The following is an 18,482-nucleotide window of genomic DNA, read 5'->3' as shown; positions in this document are numbered from 1 at the left end:
GGCATGACCGCCGGACGACTGCTCATCGGCGCCACGCCGCTGGGCCAGCCGTCGGACGCCTCGAACCGGTTGATCCGTGCGCTGGCCAGCGCGGATGTGATCGCCGCCGAGGACACCCGGCGGGTTCGGGCGCTCGCGACCGCGCTGGAGGTGCGTCCCGCCGGGCGCATCGTCAGCCTGTACGACCAGAACGAGGCGTCCCGGGTGCCCGCGCTACTCGACGACATCCGAGGCGGCGCGACGGTGCTGCTGGTCAGCGATGCCGGGATGCCGCTCATCAGCGACCCCGGTTATCGGATGGTGGCCGCGTGCGTGGACGCCGGCCTGCCGGTGCACTGCCTACCGGGGCCGTCCGCGGTGACGACCGCGCTCGCGGTGGCCGGGCTGCCGTCGGAGCGGTTCTGCTTCGAGGGGTTCGCGCCGCGCAAGAAGGCGGCGCGTGCGTCGTGGCTGCAGAGTCTGGCGAACGAGCTGCGCACCTGTGTGTTCTTCGAGTCTCCACGCCGGCTGGGGGAGTGCCTGGCCGATGCGGTCGAGGTGCTGGGTCCGCAGCGGCGCGCCGTGGTCTGCCGGGAGCTGACCAAGACGCACGAGGAGATCGTGCGAGGGAGGCTCGGCGAGCTCGCCGAGTGGGCCACCGGCCCGGTGCTCGGGGAGATCACGGTGGTGCTCGCGGGGGCGACGCCGACGGCCGACCCGGAGGCTCTCGTCGCGGAGGTGAACCGGTTGGTCGACGGCGACGGGCTGCGGGTCAAGGACGCCTGCGCCCAGGTGGTGGCGGCGCATCCCGGCGCGCCGTCGCGCCGGGAGCTCTACGACGCGGTGCTGCGCTCCCGCACCTGATCACCCACGATCGGCGCCGCCTTGTGCAGGCACTCCTCCCACTCGCGGAGAGGATCCGAATCGGCGGTGATGCCGCCACCGACGCCCAAGACGGCGTCGCCGCTGGGCGTGAACTCCACGGTGCGAATCGCGACGTTCAACTCGCACCCCGATACCGGAGATGCCAAACCTACTGTCCCGCAATATATTCCGCGACGGTGCGGCTCCCACTGCTGCAGCAGCTCGCGGGCGCGCGTCTTCGGCGTCCCCGTGACCGAGGCTGGTGGGAATGTCGCGGCCAGAATCGCGGCATGCGGCACATCGAGGGGAACCTGCGCCGTCACCGTGGACACCAGGTGCCAGACCCCCGGTGCCGGACGGACGGCGAGCAGCTCGGGAACGAGGACCGTCCCGGTGCGGGCGACCCGGCCCAGATCGTTGCGGACCAGGTCGACGATCATGATGTTCTCGGCGACGTCTTTGACCGACGCGCGTAGTGCGGCGGGGTCGGCATGCCGGGGCAGCGTGCCCTTGATCGGGCTCGAGGTCACGGTCTCGCCGCAGCGGCGCAGGAACAGCTCAGGAGACAGCGACGCCACGGCGCCCCATGTGCCGGACAGGTACGCCGCTCGCGCGGGCGCCGTGCGCGCCACCGCGTCGGCGAAGAAGTCCACCGGCTCGCCCTGAAGCGTGCCGCGGAACTGTGTGCACACGCACGCCTGGTAGACCTCGCCCGCGGCGATCGCGCCCAGGCAGGCCCGCACCCCGCGCTGGTGCGTCTCGCGGTCCGGAGCCCGCCAGGTCACCGTCGCCGCCCGCGGCGTCGGCCCCGCGTGCAAGGCCTCGAGCACCCAGTCAGAAACCGTTGCGCCACTGAGGCTTTCGTGCCACCAGGTGCCATCGGCGGCGCATCGCAGCACGCAGTCCGACCATCCGCCGGCGGCCTCGGGCAGCCGCGGTCCGCACCCGTCGGCGCCCGGGTCGGGGTAGGACAGGTAGCCGAACCAGCCGCCGCCCACGGGGCCGTCAGCACGGGTCCCGACCGCCGCGTCGAAGGCGTCACCGGCCGGCACAGCAGACACGGCCACGCTCGGCGCGATCACCGCACGCGAGCCGAACCAGTCGCCGATCAGGGCGGCCGGCGGCGCCAGCCCTCGCTGTGCTGCGGCGACCGCCAGGGCGCTCAGGACCGACGGGGCGGCGCCGAGGGGGCCGAGTCGGTCGATGCGCACCGGCTCATTATCGGCCGATGCGCCGCGGCACCATCACCGTGGCGAGCTTCTCGGGGTTGCGCATCGCGTAGAAGTTCGCGATCTTGCCGTCGCTCACCTCGATCAGCACCACACCCTCGAGCCGCTCGCCGGTGTAGAGCACCAGCGCCGGCGCACTGTTGTACACGGCGGGCTCGACGCGGGCCTCCGGTCCGCCGACGCGCACCAGGCCCATCACCATGCGGGCGACACGTTCGGCGCCGACGACGGGCCGGCGCGCCGCACTCACCTTGCCGTCGCTGTCGGCGGTCCACACGACGTCGGGGGTGAGCATGGCCATCAGCCCCTCGAGATCGCCGGTCGCCGCGGCGGAGAAGAACCGAGTGGTCAGTTCCGCCGAGTACTGCGGGTCGACAGGCTCGAACCGTTTACGGCGGGACTGCACGTGCTGGCGTGCGCGGTGGGCCATCTGTCGCACCGCGGCCGTCGACTTGCCGATTGTCGTGGCGATCTCGTCGTGGTCGAATCCGAAGACCTCCCGCAGCACGAAGACCGCACGCTCGTCGGGGCTGAGTGTCTCCAACACCACCAGCATCGCCATCGACACCGATTCGGCCAGCACCACATCCGCGGACGGGTCGGCCTCGGTCAGCAGCGGCTCGGGCAGCCAGGGGCCGACGTAGGTCTCCTTGCGCCGGGACTGGGCGCGCAGCGCGTTGAGCGCCTGCCGGGTGACGAGCTGGGCGAGGTAGGCCTTGGTGTCGGCCACCCCGCTCAGCTCGACCTGCGCCCACCGCAGGTAGCTCTCCTGTAGCACGTCGTCGGATTCTGTTGCACTGCCCAGGATCTCGTAGGCGATCGTGAACAGCAGCGGCCGCAGCGCGGTGAACCGTTCGGCGTGCTCGCTCACCGGCTGCCCACCGCCTCGGGGGCGGGGCCGGCAATCCGCTCGGGCCCCTTCAGCGAACGGTAGGAGCCGGGCTCGGCGGCTTCACCGGCCATCCACTTCACCGTCCACCGGCAGACCTGCTCCTTGATGAACGCGCCGGCACGCCCTCCGATGTACACGGGCACGGGGGTGTCGTTCTTGCGCTGCAGCTGCAGGGTGCCCGCGTCCCGGCCGAGGCTGATGCACTGCGCGGTCATCGGCACCGAACGGGGCGCGGGCTGCTCGCCGGCCAACCGAGCGAGCACGGTGTCGGCGGCCAGAACGCCCATCGGGAGGCTTGCCTGGCAGCTCATCCGGTAGGGCTGCCGTGATGGCGCGGCGGCGTCGCCGGCGCCGACGATCCGGTCGTCGTCGACGCTGGTGCACGTCTCGTCGGTGACGAGCCGTCCCATCCCGTCGGTCGTCAGACCGCTGATCGTGGCCAGCGCGGGCACGCCGAAGCCGGCGCTCCACACCGTCGCCGCACTCCTGAGCCGGCGGCCGTCGGCGAGGACCACGTGATCGGGCCCGACCGCGGTGACCGATGCCCCCTCGCCCTCGAGCATCGTCACCCCCAGCTTGTTCAGGCGTGTGGTCACCGAGCGGCGACCGGGGCGGCTCAGCGACGGTCCGATCTGGGTGCTCACCAGGGTGACGGACCGCCCGGCCTCGGCGAGTTCGGCCGCCGTCTCGATGCCGGTCAGGCCCGCCCCGACCACGACGATCGGTGCCGGCAGCGCCACGTCGGCCAACCGGTGGCGCAGGGCGTCGGCCTGTTCCCATTCGCTGATCGGGTAGGCGAACTCGGCTGCGCCCGGCACCGCCGCCGGAGCCGCGCCGGTGCTGCCCGCGGCGTAGACGAGGTAGTCGTAGTCCAGTACTGTGCCCGATTCGAGGCCCGAGGCGAGCGTGAGGGTGCGCGCGGCGGCGTCGATGCGTGTGACGCTGTCGACCAGGACGCGCACGCCGCCGTTGAGTACGCGGTCGTACGGCACCACCGCATCGTCGTTTCCGACAGCCAATTGGTGCAGCCGGATCCGCTCCACGAACTGCGGGCGCGGGTTCACCAGGGTCACCGCCAGATCGTCACGTGACGCCAACCGGTTGGCGGCCATCACTCCGGCGTAACCGCCGCCGATCACGACGACGCGGGGCTGAGGATCGGTCATGCTGTCTCCTTGGTCCGGGGGCTTGTGACCTCCAGACACCGACGACCGCCTCCGTGTGACACGACGTGATGCGTATCACACCTTGTCTGGCGTCTTCTCCTCGGCCTGATAGCGGGGAAAGACCCCGCTGGGGGCCGGCAGGACCAGTCCGGGTGACAGCCGGACCGGCACCGCCGTGAAGGCGCGCTGGTCGGCGGGCTGGCCCAACAGGTCGAGCAACCGCGCCATCGACTCCGGCATCACGGGCTGGCTGAGCAGCGTCGCGATGCGGACCACCTCGAGCGTGGTGTAGAGCACCGTCGCGAAGCGCTGCGGATCCGTCTTGCGCAACACCCACGGCTCCTGGGCCGAGAAGTACCGGTTGGCCGCGCCGAGCACCGACCAGATCGCCTCCAGCGCCAGGTGCATGGCCGTCGCGCCGTAGTGGCCGCGCACTCGCTCCAGGAGTCCGTCGGCCGCGGCCAGCAACTCGAGATCCTCGGGGGTGAAATCACCGGGTTCGGGCACCACGCCGTCGAGGTTCTTGGCGACCATGGACAGGGAGCGCTGTGCCAGGTTGCCGAACTCGTTGGCCAGATCGGCGTTGATGCGGGCGATGATGCCGTCCTCGCTGTAGCTGCCGTCCTGGCCGAAGGGCACTTCGCGGAGCAGGAAGTAGCGCACCTGGTCGACACCGAACGAGTCGACCAGATCGTGCGGATCGACCACGTTGCCCACCGACTTGCTCATCTTCTCGCCGCGGTTGAACAGGAAGCCGTGCGCGAAGACCTTCTTCGGCAGCTCGATGCCCGCCGACATCAGGAATGCCGGCCAGTACACCGTGTGGAACCGGATGATGTCCTTGCCGATCATGTGCAGGTCCGCCGGCCAGTAGCGGCGGTAGAGCTCGGAGTCGGTGTCGGGGAAGCCGACTCCGGTCAGGTAGTTGGTCAGCGCGTCGACCCACACGTACATGACGTGGTCCGGGTGGTCGGGTACCGGAACGCCCCAGTCGAACGTCGTCCGCGAGATGGACAGGTCACGCAGCCCGCCGGAGACGAAGCTGACGATCTCGTTGCGCCGCACGTCCGGCTCGATGAACTCCGGGTGCTCGGCGTACAGCGCGAGCAGCCTGTCCGCGTACGCGGACAGGCGGAAGAAGTAGGTCTCTTCTTCGGTCCACGTCACCGGCGTGCCGGTCTCGATGGACGTACGGACCCCGTCGTCGCCGAGCACTGTCTCGTTCTCCGCGAAGAAGCGTTCGTCGCGCACCGAATACCAGCCCGCGTACTTGTCCAGGTAGACGTCGCCGGCATCGACCATGCGACGCCAGATCGCCTTGGACGCCTCGTAGTGGTCGGCGTCGCTGGTCCGGATGAAGCGGTCGAACGAGACGTTGAGCTTGCGTTGCAGGTTCTCGAAGACGTCCGAGTTGCGCCGCGCGAGCTCGACGGTCGGCACGCCTTCGCGCGCGGCGGTCTCGGCCATCTTCAGTCCGTGCACGTCGGTGCCGGTCAGGAAGCGGACGTCGAAGCCGTCGAGCCGCTTGAAGCGGGCGATGGCGTCGGTGGCGATGTATTCGTACGCGTGTCCGACGTGCGGGTCGCCGTTGGGGTAGGCGATCGCCGTCGTGATGTAGTAAGGCTCGCTCATTTGTGGTTCACCCTAAGGTGTGGACAGTGAGCTCCTCCTCCCGACAGCGGCGCGAGCCGCCGCCGCTTCCTGAGCCCCTGGCGCCGCTGATCGATGCGCACACCCATCTCGACGCCTGCGGCGCGCGGACGGCCGACGATGTGCGGACCATCCTCGACCGGGCCGGGAGCGTCGGGGTGCGCGCCGCGGTGACCATCGCCGACGATCTGGACTCGGCACGCTGGGCCGTCGACGCCGCCGACTGGGATCCGCGGGTCTACGCCGCGGTGGCATTGCATCCCACCCGCGCCGCAGCGCTGACCGATGACGCGCGCGTGGAGCTCGAGACGCTGGCCCGGCATCCCCGCGTCGTGGCGATCGGGGAGACCGGGCTGGACCTGTACTGGCCAGGGCGTCTGGAGGGGTGCGCCGAGCCCGCGGTGCAGCGCGAGGCGTTCGCCTGGCACATCGACCTCGCCAAGCGCGTGGGCAAGCCTCTGATGATTCACAACAGGGACGCCGATGCCGAGGTACTCGACGTGCTGCGGGCCGAAGGTGCGCCCGAGAGTGTGATCTTCCACTGTTTTTCCTCGGACGCGGAGATGGCGCGGACCTGCATCGACGAGGGCTGGCTGTTGAGCCTGTCCGGCACGGTGAGCTTCAAAAACGCGCATGCGCTGCGGGAAGCCGCCGCGCTGATCCCCGGCGACCAGCTGCTGGTCGAAACGGATGCGCCCTTCCTGACTCCACACCCGTTCCGCGGCGCACCAAATGAGCCCTACTGCCTCCCTTACACTGTTCGTGCGCTGGCTGAGCTCCTCGGCCGGGCGCCGGAAGAAGTCGCCGATAACAGTTCGGTGACGGCGGAGCGTGTCTACGGCCTGCAAAGTTGCCGCGCGTAGGCCTATTCGTTACCGTCTCGTGATATAGCTCGCGCGTACAGGATCTGCGCGCGTCGAAGAAGTTGGGGTCGACGACATCGTGAATGCCATCACCAGACTTCATCAGACGCGCTCGCCCATCCTGCGGGCGCTTGTCTTGGCGACTTTGCTGGCTCTCATTTTCGCGGGAAGCGCGGCCGTCGCGATGCACAAGACGGTGACGCTCACGGTGGACGGCGCGTCGATGACCGTGCCGACGATGAAGAGCCGTGTCATCGACGTCGTCAAGGAAAACGGCTTCGATGTCGGGGAGCGCGACGACCTGTTCCCGGCTGCCGACACGCCGGTCCACCAGTCGGACACCATCGTTTTGCGGCGCAGTCGCCCGCTCGAGATCTCGACCGACGGTGGCGGAACCGAGCAGGTGTGGACCACGGCGTCGACCGTGCAGGAGGCGCTTGCGCAGCTGCGGATGACGGACAAGGCGCCGCTGGCCGCGTCCCGTGGCAGCCGCGTGCCTCTCGGCGGCATGGCGCTACCTGTGGTGAGCCCCAAAACAGTTCAGCTCGACGACGGTGGCGCGGTGCGTACCGTGCGACTCGCGGCGCCGAATGTCGCGGCGCTGCTCGACGCCGCCGGGGCGCCGCTTCAGCAAAGCGACATCGTGAATCCAGCACCCTCGGCTGCCATTGTCGACGGCATGCGCATCACGGTCACCCGGGTGCGCATCGAGAAGGTCACCGAGCGGCTTCCGCTCGCCCCGAACAATCAGCAGATTCCCGACGTCACGCTCAACATGAGCCGCCAGGTCGTGGAAGATCCCGGAATGCCGGGCAGTCAGGACGTCACGTTCGCAGTCGCCCGCGTCAACGGCATCGAAACGGGCAGAATGCCAGTAGCCAATGTCATCGTCGTTCCGGCCCGTGACGGCGTGCTTCGTATCGGTGCGAAGCCGGGAACCGAGGTGCCCGCGGTGTCGAGCCCGGGTCAGTGGGATGCCCTCGCTCGGTGCGAAGCCGGAGGTAATTGGGCGATCAATACCGGCAACGGATTTTTCGGTGGTGTCCAATTTGATCAAAACACCTGGGAGCGCAACGGGGGTCTGAGGTATGCTCAGCGTGCAGATCTGGCAACGAGAGAAGAGCAGATCGCAATTGCTGAAGTGACCAGGGCGCGCCAGGGTTGGGGTGCGTGGCCGGTCTGTAGTGGAAGGATCGGTGCGTCATGACAATTCGGCTGCTCGGGCGAACTGAGATTCGTCACTTGGCAAAGTCGATAGATTTCCGTCCCCGGAAGTCGTTCGGTCAGAACTTCGTCCACGACGCCAACACGGTGCGGCGGATCGTGTCCGCGTCCGGCGTGAACCGCAACGATCACGTGCTGGAAGTCGGTCCCGGCCTCGGGTCGCTGACCCTCGCTCTGCTCGACCGGGGCTCCCGGGTGACGGCCGTGGAAATCGATCCCGTGCTGGCCGAGCAGCTGCCCAACACGATCGCCGACCACTCGCACAGCGAGATCAACCGGCTGCGGGTGCTCAACCGCGACATCCTCACGTTCCGCCGCGAGGATCTCGACGACGAACCCACCGCGTTGGTCGCCAATCTGCCCTACAACGTTGCTGTACCTGCACTGTTGCACCTGCTCGCGGAGTTCCCGTCCATCCGTACCGTGATGGTGATGGTGCAGGCGGAGGTCGCCGAGCGCCTCGCCGCGGAGCCGGGCGGCAAGGACTACGGGGTGCCCAGCGCCAAGGTCCGGTTCTTCGGAAACGTGCGCCGCTACGGCATGGTGTCGCCCACGGTGTTCTGGCCCATCCCGCGCGTCTACTCCGGACTGGTCCGGATCGACCGCTACGAAACCTCGCCGTGGCCCACCGACACCGAGTTCCGCCAGCAGGTGTTCGAGCTCGTCGACGTCGCGTTCGCGCAGCGTCGTAAGACCGCGCGCAACGCATTCGCCGAATGGGCGGGCTCGGGCAACGAGTCGGCGAGCCGCCTGCTGGCAGCGAGCATCGACCCGTCGCGGCGGGGCGAGACGTTGGCCATCGCGGACTTCGTGCGGCTGCTGCAGCGCAATGCGGATTGGCACATCGTCCCGAAGGCGGCCCCGGCGGTCACCGCCGAGGCCACCTCCGATGAACTGGGGGCTCAGGTCACCTCCTAAGGGGTGTCCTCGCCGTCCCGGCCCTTGTCGGACTGCACCTTCGGATTGTCGCGTTCCAGGTATTCGTCCATCAATGGTGTCTGCGCGGCGATCGGGTAATTGCCCGTGATCCCGATGCGCTCACGCGCGATGTCCATCACTCGTGTGCGTACCAGGAACCAGCCGATGATCAGCGCGGGCACCAGCACGACCAGCGCCACCAGGTTCCAGTAGTTCTCGTAACACATCAGTGCCGTGACGGCGAACAGGAACACCAGGGTCGCGTAGCTCGTGTAGGGCGTACCCCACAGCCGGAACGACGGTCGCTCGAGGATGCCCTTTTTCGACCAGCGGTAGAGCTGGATCTGGCAGATCACGATCGTGGCCCAGGACGCGATGATGCCCAGCGCCGAGAGATCGAGTGCGATGTTGAACGCCTCCGCGGGCACGACGAGATTGAGGAACACTCCGACCACGGTGAACACTGCGGTCAGCGCGATACCGGCGAACGGTACACCCCGCTTGGTCATGCGGGAGGTGAACTGCGGGGCGCTGCCGTTCAGCGACATCGAGCGCAGGATGCGGCCCGTGGAGTACAGGCCCGCATTGAGGCTCGACATCGCAGCGGTCAGCACGACGAAGTTCATGATGTCCCCGGCCGCAGGCACACCGATCTTGGAGAAGAACGTGACGAACGGACTCTCGCCCTGCTTGTACGAGGTGTAGGGCAGCATGAGGGCCAGCAGAATGAGTGAACCGACATAGAAGATCGCGATGCGGAACACCACCGAGTTGATGGCCTTCGGCATCACCTTCGCCGGGTTCTCCGTCTCGCCTGCGGCTGTCCCCACCAATTCCACTGCGGCATAGGCGAAGATGACGCCGGAGGTGACGAGAACCAGAGCCAGCGCGCCGGTCGGCAGGATTCCGCCGCTGTCCGAGATCACCGACAGACCCGTCGGTTGCCCCTCGATGTCGAAGCGGCCGGCGAGAAAGACGATGCCGACGACCAGGAAGGTCACCAGCGCGATGACCTTGATGAGCGCTGCCCAGAACTCCATCTCCCCGAACACCTTGACCGAGATCATGTTCACCGCGAGCACGATCACCAGCGCGATGAGCGCGATCGTCCACTGCGGCATCGCCTTGAACGCGCCCCAGTAGTGCATGTAGAGCGCGATCGCGGTGACGTCGACGATCGACGTGCACGCCCAGTTGAAGAAGTACATCCAACCGGCGACGAAAGCCGCTTTCTCGCCGAGGAATTCACGCGCATACGAGACGAACGACCCTGACGACGGACGGTGCAGCACGAGCTCGCCGAGGGCGCGCAGGATGAAGAAGACGAACACGCCGCATACCGCGTAGACCAGGAACAGGCCTGGGCCGGCGGAGTTGAGTCGGCCGCCGGCACCCATGAAGAGGCCGGTGCCGATTGCTCCGCCGATCGCGATCATCTGGAGCTGGCGCGGTTTGAGTCCCTTGTGGTAGCCCTCTTCCTCGTGGGCGAGGGCTGAATTGTCGTACTGCACGGCAGTCATGGACGGCACGCTAGCGCCACTGTGTCACGCCGGAATTCGCTGACGTTAAGCGTCGGTTACGAAGCGCGGGAATGATTTTCAGGTTTCACGGGCGGAGTAGACGGGTAATCAGCGCGATCGGTTCGGCGCAGGTGGAGTACCGCGCTTCGGGCTGCTTCGCCAGCGCCTTGGCGACGATGGAGTCGAAAGCGTGCGGTAGCCAGGCGATGTGGCGGGACAACCGCGGTGTCGGGCTGGCCAGTTGCGCTGCGGTGAGGCCCATCGTGGTCGCCGCGGTGAACGGTGGTGCACCGGTCAGCAGTTCGACGGCGCTGCACACCAGGGCGTACTCGTCGGTGGCCGCCCCGACGGGGCGACCGAGCAGCAGTTCGGGCGCCGAGTACGGCAGCGACGCCGTCACCCGCGTGGTGCGCGGCGGGGCCACCTCACCGAGTTCGCGCGCCGAGCCGAAGTCGGCGAGCGCAGCCCCGTCGTCGACGAAGCTCGCACGTAGCAGCATGTTCGCGGGCTTGACGTCGCAGTGCACCACGCCCTGGCCGTGCAGGTAATCCAGCGCGTCGGCGATCTGGGCCACGGCGGCGAGGCGATCGGACCGCACCGGGAGGTTGGTGATGGGACCGCCCGCGAGGAATTCCATCGCCAGCCAGCCCGGCCCGTGCGCGATCACTGCCGCGATGTGCGGGTGGGCGAGCCTGCGGCCGAGGGCGAACTCGCGATCCAGCCGCGCCGAGTCGTCCGGGCGGGGTGGACGGTCGGTGAGCATTTTGAGTGCGATGGTGCGTTCGGGGGGTCGGATCTCGTGCGCCCGGTAGACGGTTGCCGTGCCTCCGCGCCCCACCATCGCGTCCACGACGTAGCCCTCGAAGCGATCGCCCGGCGAAAGCACCTTCCCAGACTAGGGTTCACTCACGGTTTGCCGCGGCGTTAGGGTCGTGCGGTGTCCGCGCGCGACGGCAATACCGCCCCCGAGTGGGTTCCCACCGGTTCGGTCACGGTCCGGGTTCCCGGCAAGGTCAACCTGTACCTGGAGGTCGGCGACCGCCGCCCCGACGGGTATCACGAGTTGTCGACGGTGTTCCATGCCGTCTCGCTGCTCGACGAGGTCACGGTCACGACCGCCGATGTGCTGAGTCTGGAGATGAGCGGGGAGGGTGCGGAATCGCTGCCGACCGACGAGCGCAACCTCGCCTGGCGGGCGGCCGAGCTGATGGCCGAGCACGTCGGACGCGCACCCGACGTCGCGATCGCGATCGAGAAGACGATTCCGGTCGCCGGCGGGATGGCCGGCGGCAGCGCCGACGCCGCGGCCGTGCTGGTCGCGATGAACGAGCTGTGGGAGTTGGGTGTGCCCCGCCGCGATCTACACGCGCTCGCCGCCCAGCTGGGCTCCGACGTCCCGTTCGCCCTGCACGGCGGCACGGCGCTGGGCACCGGCCGGGGCGAGGAGCTGGCAACGGTGTTGACCCGCAACACATTTCACTGGGTGCTTGCCTTCGCCGACGGTGGGCTGTCGACCGCGCGGGTGTTCGGTGAGATCGACCGGTTGCGCGATGCGCAGGACCACACCCTGCCGGCCCGGCTGGAGTCCGCGGAACCGGTGCTTGCGGCGCTGGCCACGGGCGACCCCGCCGCGTTGGCCCCGCTACTCGGCAACGATCTGCAGCCGGCGGCGTTGACGTTGGACCCGGGGTTGCGTCGCACCCTGCGGGCCGGCGTGGAAGCGGGTGCGCTGGCCGGCGTCGTCTCCGGTTCGGGACCCACGTGTGCGTTCCTGTGCGCGTCCGCCGGGGCGGCCGTCGACGTCGGTACGGAGCTGGCCGGGGCAGGGGTGTGCCGGACGGTGCGGGTGGCCAGCGGGCCTGTACACGGCGCGCGGGTGGTGCCCAGTGCGACGCCGTCGGCCTGACCGTTGCGAGAAGCACGAGTGTGTGACGAATCCCTCAAACTCGACGCCCGTTTGGCAGTTACTTAAGAGTCTTCTAAGATGAGCGACGGTGAGAGCTAGCGGTCGAGCAGTGGACGCATTCAGTTCCCCCGTCGTCATCGGCGGAGGGCCTGATGATTGCGGCCGAGCTGTTGTCCGCCGTGCGCATCGTCGGAGCGGACCATCACCGATTCGAGACACAACCGCTGCCTTAATGTGTGCGCGCCTGCATGAAAAGGCCGCTCAACAGGCGGAACATGGCAAACGGGCATGTGCACACGCGCAGATGTCGGCGAGGAGGTCGTCGTGAGCAGATTCACCGAGAAGATGTACCGCAACGCCCGCACGAGCACCCGGGGCATGGTGACCGGCGAGCCGCACGAGCCGGTGCGCCACACCTGGGGTGAGGTCCATGAGCGTGCGCGTCGCATCGCCGGTGGCCTCGCGGCCGCCGGGGTGGGCCGCGGCGACGCGGTGGGCGTCCTCGCGGGCCTCCCCGTGGAGATCGCACCGACCGCCCAGGGCCTGTGGATGCGCGGCGCCAGCCTGACGATGCTGCACCAGCCCACGCCCCGCACCGATCTGGTGATGTGGGCCGAGGACACCATGAACGTGATCAGCATGATCGAGGCCAAGGCCGTGATCGTCTCCGATCCCTTCATCGTGGCGATCCCGGTGCTGGAGGAGAAGGGCGTCACCGTCCTCACAGTCACCGACCTCCTCGCAGCGGACCCCATCGACCCCATCGAGGTCGACGAGGACGAACTTGCGCTGATGCAGCTGACGTCGGGTTCGACCGGCTCGCCGAAGGCCGTGCAGATCACCCACCGCAACATCCACTCCAACGCCGAGGCGATGTTCATCGGCGCGCAGTACGACGTCGAGAAGGACGTCATGGTCAGCTGGCTGCCCTGCTTCCACGACATGGGCATGGTCGGCTTCCTGACCATCCCGATGTACTTCGGCGCCGAGCTGGTCAAGGTCACGCCGATGGACTTCCTGCGGGACACGCTGCTGTGGGCCAAGCTCATCGACAAGTACAAGGGCACGATGACCGCGGCGCCCAACTTCGCCTACGCGCTGCTGGCCAAGCGCCTGCGCCGGCAGGCCAAGGAAGGCGATTTCGACCTGTCGACGCTGCGGTTCGCGCTCTCGGGTGCCGAACCCGTCGAGCCGGGTGATGTCGAAGACCTCATCGATGCCGGTAAGCCCTTCGGGCTCAAGGCGTCGGCGATCCTGCCGGCCTACGGCATGGCCGAGACCTGTCTTGCCGTGTCGTTCTCGCCGTGCGACGCGGGTCTCGTGGTCGACGAGGTCGACGCCGACCTGCTGGCGGCGCTGCGCCGCGCCGTGCCGGCGACCAAGGGCAACACCAAGCGGCTGGCCGACCTCGGCCCGCTGCTGACGGACCTGGAAGCCCGCGTCATCGACGACCACGGCAACGTGATGCCGCCCCGCGGGGTCGGTGTCATCGAGCTGCGCGGAGAGTGCGTGACCCCGGGCTACATGACGATGGGTGGGTTCATCCCCGCCCAGGACGAGCACGGCTGGTACGACACCGGCGACCTCGGCTACATGACCGAGGACGGCCACGTCGTCGTGTGTGGTCGCGTCAAGGACGTCATCATCATGGCCGGCCGCAACATCTACCCGACCGACATCGAGCGGGCCGCCGGACGTGTCGAGGGCGTGCGCCCGGGGTGCGCGGTCGCCGTGCGCCTGGATGCCGGCCACTCACGCGAGACGTTCGCCGTGGCGGTGGAGTCCAACGCCTGGCAGGACCCGGCCGAGGTGCGCCGCATCGAGCACCAGGTCGCGCACGAGGTCGTCGCCGAGGTCGAGATGCGGCCGCGCAACGTCGTCGTGCTGGGCCCGGGCAGCATCCCGAAGACGTCGTCGGGCAAGCTGCGCCGCTCGACGTCGGTCTCGCTCGTCACCTAGGCGACCGCGCGCGGCCAAAAGCATTGGCCGGATGTCGGCCCTCGCGGATACCGTCGGGGCATGGAATCGGCCATCGAAGCCATCGAGTTGGTGAAGCGCTTCGGCGAGAACACCGCGGTGGGCGGCGTCAGCTTCGCGGTACCACCTGGCACCGTCCTCGGCCTGCTGGGCCCCAATGGCGCCGGCAAGACCACCACGGTCCGCATGATGACGACGCTGACCGAGCCCACCAGCGGTACGGCGCGCGTCGCGGGATACGACGTACGGACCCAGCCGGATCAGGTCCGCCGTCACATGGGGCTCACTGGACAGGTGGCCACCGTGGACGAACTGCTCACCGGTCGGGAGAACATCCGGATGATCGGCGGGCTGTACGGCATCCGCCGCAAAGCGCTCGACAAGCTGGGTGACCAACTGCTGCACCAGTTCTCGCTCAGTGACGCGGGCGACCGGGTGGTGAAGTCGTATTCGGGCGGGATGCGCCGTCGCCTCGACTTGGCGGTCAGCCTGCTCGCCTCGCCGCCCGTGCTGTTCCTCGACGAGCCGACCACCGGACTGGACCCCCGCAGCCGCAGCGAATTGTGGGACGTGCTTCGGGAGTTGGTCGCTAGCGGCACCACGCTGCTGCTGACCACGCAGTATCTCGAAGAGGCTGATCAACTGGCCGACAACATCGTCGTGATCGACCGGGGCCGCATCATCGCCGAGGGCTCGCCGCTGCAGCTCAAGCAGCAGGCGGGGCGGGCCAGCCTGGTCGTCACCGTCGGCGACGCAGCGGATCTCACCTCCGCCCAGGAGTTGTTGCAGCGCACCGGCGCCGAGGTGCACGTGGATGCGGGCGCTCGCCGGTTGACGGCCTCGGCGGACGGTCTCGACGACATGATCGCCGTCGCCGGCTGGCTGCGCGACAGCGGCATCGGCGTCGACGACATCGGATTGTCCCGGCCCAGCCTCGATGACGTCTTCCTCAACTTGACCGGCCACCGTACCGACGAATCCGAGGAGGTCGGCGCATGACCGCGCTGGACACCGAGCACCCGAGAGTCCGCACCGGCGCGGTCCCGACGTATCCCACCAACATCGTGCAGCAGTCGTGGATCATGGTGAAGCGCAACATGATCCACACCAAACGCATGCCGGAGATGCTCAGCGACGTCACCGCGCAGCCGATCATGTTCGTCCTGCTGTTCGCGTTCGTGTTCGGTGCCTCGATCACCAACACCGGCGGGGCGTCCTACCGCGAGTTCCTGCTGCCCGGCATCCAGGCGCAGACCATCGTCTTCTCGGCGTTCGTGGTGGCCTCGGGCATCACCGCCGATGTCGAGAAGGGCATCATCGACCGCTTTCGCTCGCTGCCGATATCCCGGTCCTCGGTGTTGATCGGGCGCAGTGTCGCGAGCCTGATGCATTCGTCGCTCGGCGTGGTGGTGATGGCGCTGACCGGCCTGGCCATCGGCTGGCGCATCCGCGGCAGCATCGCCGAAGCGGTGCTGGCCTTCGCGCTGATCCTGGTGTTCGGCTTCGGCATGATCTGGTTCGGCATCCTCGTCGGTTCGTTGATGCGAACTGTGGAGGCGGTGAACGGGGTGATGTTCACGGTGCTGTTCCCGGTGACGTTCTTGGCGAACACGTTCGTCCCCACCGAACCGATGCCGCACTGGCTGCGTGTCATCGCCGAGTGGAACCCGGTGTCGTCGCTGGCCCAGGCGATGCGAGAACTGTGGGGCAACGGGGGTCCGGCGGCGCCGGATGCCCAACTGCCGCTGCATCATCCGGTGCTCGCGACAATTCTCTGGTCGGTCGCGCTGACCGCGGTGTTCGCGCCGTTCGCCCTCGCTGCCTACCGTCGTCGCACCACCGACTGACCTTTCCGGCTGAGTATTGTGTACCATACTCAGCATGGTGCAGAAGTTGCCGCCACGCCTGGCCGCCCACCCGACCGTGCGTGCGGTGCAGGAGCGGCCGTCGCAGCCGCCGGGCGTGATCGACGCCGGCTGGTTGCGCACGGTCTGTCGGGAGGCCGGCGTCGACGACGTCGGTTTCGCCCGTGTCGACAACCCGGCGCTCGACTCTGAGGTCGAGCACGTCGAGGCGGCGCTGCCGGGCGCGGTCAGCTATCTGTCGCTGGTGGTGAAGATGAACCGCGACAACGTGCGCTCCACCGCTCGCAGCGTCGCCAACCAGGAGTTCCACCGCAGCGGTGAGATCATGAACGAGGCCGCCCACCGCATCACCCGGGTGCTGCAGGACGCCGGTCATCGGGTGATCAACCCGTCGGCGACGTTTCCGATGGAGATGGATCGCTACCCGGGGCGTATCTGGGTGGTGGCGCACAAGCCCGTCGCGGTCGCCGCCGGGATGGGCGTGATGGGCATCCACCGCAACGTCATCCATCCGCGCTTTGGCAATTTCATCCTGCTCGGCACCATCGTGGTCGGCTCGGAGGTCACCGAATACGATGCACCGCTGGACTATTCACCGTGTCTCGAGTGCAAGCTGTGCGTGGCCGCGTGCCCGGTCGGGGCGATCAAGAAGAACGGCGAGTTCGACTTCATCGCATGCTCGGTGCACAACTACCGCGAGTTCATGGGTGGGTTCACCGACTGGGTGCAGACCGTCGCCGACAGCGCCGACGGCGAGGATTTCCGCTCTCGCGTCAGCGATTCCGAGAACGCGTCGATGTGGCAGAGCCTCTCCTTCAAGGCGAACTACAAGGCCGCCTACTGCCTGGCCGTGTGCCCGGCGGGGGAGGAGGTCATCGAGCCCTACCTCGACGATCGCAAAGCGTTCATGGACGTGGTGCTCAAGCCGTTGCAGGAGAAGCAGGAGACGCTCTACGTGCTTCCGGGCTCGGCGGCCGAGGAGCACGCCCTCAAGCGGTTCCCGCACAAGCCGGTCAAGCACGTCGGCAGCGGCATTCGCGGTGTGCGCGAATAGCGCAGTATGGCCGCGCGAGCGCCGCAGAGGGAGTTCAATGAAACCCTCTCGACCACGCTCACTTCTGGGTCGAGGCGCTGCACTCAGGAGGAACGATGGCTTGGGTCCGTTGTCTGACGGTTGTGCTGTCCTGCCTGTTCGCACTTGCTCCGCCGGCATGGGCCGGTGGGCCCGGAGGCGTGGTGGACTCGGCGTGGTGTCCAGAGCGGTCGGATCCGGTGTCCGGGGCGGGATGTTGATCGGGTTCACAGCGACGGGCCCGACAAACGACCTGGCCTCCGCGGCGGTCATCGCCGCCTGCCAGGGTGCCGGCGCCGAACAGTGCAGCAGCGATGAGCAGACCAACGACGTGTTCTGCATCGTGTCGGTCGGAGCCGACGACGGCAGCGGCGTGGTGTCGGGCGGCGCCGGCCCCACCGTCGAGGCGGCTCGCGACGACGCGTTCCGGCATGTCACGGCGGCGAATCTGACGCTCGATCCGAGTGCCCGGGTTCTGGCGTCCTCGTGTCCGTGAGCAGAACCGTTGCGCAAGTGACATTTTCAGCCAGGAAGGCAGCCATGAGCCGATGTGTGAAGTCCCTGCTGGCAGCGCTGATCGCGGGTGGGGCGGCGCTGACGACGGCCCCGTTCGCCGATGCGCAGCCGACCTGCCACGAGGCCGGGAGCATCGTGCGGTGCGAGACCAACGGCAGTGTCTCGATCAAGTCGGTGCCGGGAACGCGGGCACCAAACGTGGCCGACCAGATTCCACGGAACAACAACCGGTCGGGAATCGTCCTGACCTGGTAGCCGTCACGCCCAGGCGTGCACCACGTTCTGCGCCGGCTCCAGCCCTTGGGCGATCAGCAACTCGACTGCGTCGGCGGCCTGCTCGCAGATCACGGCGACCTCCGGCCGCTCGCGGGCGTTGAACGGTTCCAGGACGAACGACGCTCCCGACTGCCGGCCCGGCGGCTTGCCGATGCCGACCCGCACGCGATGGAAATCGTTGGTGCTCAACGCCGCACCGACTGATCGCAGGCCGTTGTGGCCGGCCACGCCGCCTCCGTACTTGAGCCGGATGCGGCCGAAGTCGATGTCCAGCTCGTCGTGCACGATGATCACGTCGCGAGCCGGGACCGAGTAAAACTTGGCCAACGGTCCGACCTGGCGCCCGGATTCGTTCATGTACACGCGCGGCTTGGCCAGCACCACCGGGCGGCCGGCCAGCCGCCCGGTGGCCACGTCGGCCCCGGATTTCTTGTGCACCTTGAACGTCTCGCCGATGCGGTCGGCGAGCACGTCGAGGACGAGGAAACCGAGGTTGTGCCGGGTCAGAGCGTACTGCGGACCCGGATTCCCCAGGCCGACCACCAGCAGGGGTTCGGCCATGTCG

Annotated in this window: 18 protein-coding genes; 11 read left to right on the top strand and 7 right to left on the bottom strand. The window is 68.2% G+C overall.

Going from position 1 to position 18,482, the window contains the following annotated elements:
* The first annotated feature begins 3 nt into the window (after window positions 1–3).
* A complete protein-coding gene (rsmI, locus tag ACZ50N_RS20585; protein ID WP_464473649.1) occupies window positions 4–843 on the top strand; it encodes a 16S rRNA (cytidine(1402)-2'-O)-methyltransferase in 840 nt (279 codons plus the stop codon).
* Here the strand turns inward: rsmI and ACZ50N_RS20580 are convergent.
* The 4 genes from ACZ50N_RS20580 to metG form a co-directional block, all read right to left on the bottom strand.
* A complete protein-coding gene (locus tag ACZ50N_RS20580) occupies window positions 813–2,054 on the bottom strand; it encodes an aminodeoxychorismate synthase component I (RefSeq protein WP_464473648.1) in 1,242 nt (413 codons plus the stop codon). The genes rsmI and ACZ50N_RS20580 overlap by 31 nt on opposite strands.
* A gap of 7 nt (window positions 2,055–2,061) precedes the next feature.
* The gene (locus ACZ50N_RS20575; protein ID WP_046361852.1) at window positions 2,062–2,943 is read right to left on the bottom strand and encodes an RNA polymerase sigma-70 factor; all 882 of its coding nucleotides are present in this window, start codon (window positions 2,941–2,943) and stop codon (window positions 2,062–2,064) included.
* Window positions 2,940–4,130: an NAD(P)/FAD-dependent oxidoreductase gene (locus ACZ50N_RS20570; protein WP_046361851.1), complete on the bottom strand. Its 1,191-nt coding sequence runs from the start codon at window positions 4,128–4,130 to the stop codon at window positions 2,940–2,942. Before ACZ50N_RS20570 ends, ACZ50N_RS20575 begins: the two co-directional genes overlap by 4 nt.
* Before the next feature lie 75 nt (window positions 4,131–4,205).
* The gene (metG, locus tag ACZ50N_RS20565) at window positions 4,206–5,762 is read right to left on the bottom strand and encodes a methionine--tRNA ligase (RefSeq protein ID WP_046361850.1); all 1,557 of its coding nucleotides are present in this window, start codon (window positions 5,760–5,762) and stop codon (window positions 4,206–4,208) included.
* 17 nt (window positions 5,763–5,779) lie between these two features.
* On the opposite strand from metG, the gene ACZ50N_RS20560 reads away from it, so the two are divergent.
* From ACZ50N_RS20560 to rsmA, 3 genes are all read left to right on the top strand, one after another.
* Window positions 5,780–6,643 carry a TatD family hydrolase gene (locus ACZ50N_RS20560; protein WP_464473647.1) on the top strand — a complete coding sequence of 288 codons (864 nt, stop codon included), beginning with the start codon at window positions 5,780–5,782 and terminating at the stop codon, window positions 6,641–6,643.
* A gap of 79 nt (window positions 6,644–6,722) precedes the next feature.
* Window positions 6,723–7,850: a resuscitation-promoting factor gene (locus tag ACZ50N_RS20555; protein ID WP_046361848.1), complete on the top strand. Its 1,128-nt coding sequence runs from the start codon at window positions 6,723–6,725 to the stop codon at window positions 7,848–7,850.
* The gene (gene rsmA, locus ACZ50N_RS20550) at window positions 7,847–8,785 is read left to right on the top strand and encodes a 16S rRNA (adenine(1518)-N(6)/adenine(1519)-N(6))-dimethyltransferase RsmA (protein WP_046361847.1); all 939 of its coding nucleotides are present in this window, start codon (window positions 7,847–7,849) and stop codon (window positions 8,783–8,785) included. The genes ACZ50N_RS20555 and rsmA overlap by 4 nt, the downstream gene beginning before the upstream one ends.
* On the opposite strand, the gene ACZ50N_RS20545 is transcribed toward rsmA, so the two are convergent.
* Window positions 8,782–10,305: an amino acid permease gene (locus tag ACZ50N_RS20545; protein WP_048423697.1), complete on the bottom strand. Its 1,524-nt coding sequence runs from the start codon at window positions 10,303–10,305 to the stop codon at window positions 8,782–8,784. The genes rsmA and ACZ50N_RS20545 overlap by 4 nt on opposite strands.
* An 85-nt stretch (window positions 10,306–10,390) precedes the next feature.
* Window positions 10,391–11,191, bottom strand: a complete 801-nt coding sequence (locus ACZ50N_RS20540) for a serine/threonine-protein kinase (protein WP_464473646.1) — start codon at window positions 11,189–11,191, stop codon at window positions 10,391–10,393.
* Window positions 11,192–11,242: 51 nt separating this feature from the next.
* On the opposite strand from ACZ50N_RS20540, the gene ACZ50N_RS20535 reads away from it, so the two are divergent.
* The 7 genes from ACZ50N_RS20535 (at window position 11,243) to ACZ50N_RS20505 (ending at window position 17,896) form a co-directional block, all read left to right on the top strand.
* Entirely contained in the window at window positions 11,243–12,211 is a 969-nt protein-coding gene (locus ACZ50N_RS20535) for a 4-(cytidine 5'-diphospho)-2-C-methyl-D-erythritol kinase (RefSeq protein WP_048423695.1), read from the top strand.
* A gap of 324 nt (window positions 12,212–12,535) precedes the next feature.
* On the top strand, window positions 12,536–14,170 hold the full coding sequence (locus ACZ50N_RS20530) for a fatty acyl-AMP ligase (RefSeq protein ID WP_046361902.1): 1,635 nt from the start codon (window positions 12,536–12,538) through the stop codon (window positions 14,168–14,170).
* A gap of 60 nt (window positions 14,171–14,230) precedes the next feature.
* Window positions 14,231–15,187, top strand: a complete 957-nt coding sequence (locus ACZ50N_RS20525) for an efflux ABC transporter ATPase subunit, DrrA-related (RefSeq protein WP_464473645.1) — start codon at window positions 14,231–14,233, stop codon at window positions 15,185–15,187.
* Window positions 15,184–16,035 (top strand): ABC transporter permease, encoded by an 852-nt coding sequence (locus tag ACZ50N_RS20520; RefSeq protein WP_046361843.1) that lies wholly within the window; start codon window positions 15,184–15,186, stop codon window positions 16,033–16,035. Before ACZ50N_RS20525 ends, ACZ50N_RS20520 begins: the two co-directional genes overlap by 4 nt.
* Window positions 16,036–16,069: 34 nt before the next feature.
* The gene (locus tag ACZ50N_RS20515; RefSeq protein WP_464473644.1) at window positions 16,070–17,107 is read left to right on the top strand and encodes an epoxyqueuosine reductase; all 1,038 of its coding nucleotides are present in this window, start codon (window positions 16,070–16,072) and stop codon (window positions 17,105–17,107) included.
* A gap of 196 nt (window positions 17,108–17,303) precedes the next feature.
* On the top strand, window positions 17,304–17,621 hold the full coding sequence (locus tag ACZ50N_RS20510; protein WP_464473643.1) for a hypothetical protein: 318 nt from the start codon (window positions 17,304–17,306) through the stop codon (window positions 17,619–17,621).
* Window positions 17,622–17,665: 44 nt separating this feature from the next.
* On the top strand, window positions 17,666–17,896 hold the full coding sequence (locus ACZ50N_RS20505; RefSeq protein ID WP_048423692.1) for a hypothetical protein: 231 nt from the start codon (window positions 17,666–17,668) through the stop codon (window positions 17,894–17,896).
* Window positions 17,897–17,899: 3 nt separating this feature from the next.
* Here ACZ50N_RS20505 and pth read toward each other — a convergent pair whose 3' ends face one another.
* On the bottom strand, window positions 17,900–18,478 hold the full coding sequence (pth, locus tag ACZ50N_RS20500; protein WP_046361839.1) for an aminoacyl-tRNA hydrolase: 579 nt from the start codon (window positions 18,476–18,478) through the stop codon (window positions 17,900–17,902).
* Window positions 18,479–18,482: the final 4 nt, after the last annotated feature.

Source organism: Mycolicibacterium obuense, from assembly GCF_055397605.1.
This window is presented reverse-complemented; position numbering and strand designations above follow the sequence as displayed.

Excerpts from the sequence above, each read along its gene's own strand:
- rsmI (WP_464473649.1), top strand. The coding sequence starts at position 4 with ATGACCGCCGGACGACTGCTCATCGGCGCCACGCCGCTGGGCCAGCCG.
- ACZ50N_RS20570 (WP_046361851.1), bottom strand. The coding sequence starts at position 4,130 with ATGACCGATCCTCAGCCCCGCGTCGTCGTGATCGGCGGCGGTTACGCC.
- metG (WP_046361850.1), bottom strand. The coding sequence starts at position 5,762 with ATGAGCGAGCCTTACTACATCACGACGGCGATCGCCTACCCCAACGGC.
- rsmA (WP_046361847.1), top strand. The coding sequence starts at position 7,847 with ATGACAATTCGGCTGCTCGGGCGAACTGAGATTCGTCACTTGGCAAAG.
- ACZ50N_RS20545 (WP_048423697.1), bottom strand. The coding sequence starts at position 10,305 with ATGACTGCCGTGCAGTACGACAATTCAGCCCTCGCCCACGAGGAAGAG.
- ACZ50N_RS20525 (WP_464473645.1), top strand. The coding sequence starts at position 14,231 with ATGGAATCGGCCATCGAAGCCATCGAGTTGGTGAAGCGCTTCGGCGAG.
- ACZ50N_RS20520 (WP_046361843.1), top strand. The coding sequence starts at position 15,184 with ATGACCGCGCTGGACACCGAGCACCCGAGAGTCCGCACCGGCGCGGTC.
- ACZ50N_RS20515 (WP_464473644.1), top strand. The coding sequence starts at position 16,070 with ATGGTGCAGAAGTTGCCGCCACGCCTGGCCGCCCACCCGACCGTGCGT.
- ACZ50N_RS20505 (WP_048423692.1), top strand. The coding sequence starts at position 17,666 with ATGAGCCGATGTGTGAAGTCCCTGCTGGCAGCGCTGATCGCGGGTGGG.
- pth (WP_046361839.1), bottom strand. The coding sequence starts at position 18,478 with ATGGCCGAACCCCTGCTGGTGGTCGGCCTGGGGAATCCGGGTCCGCAG.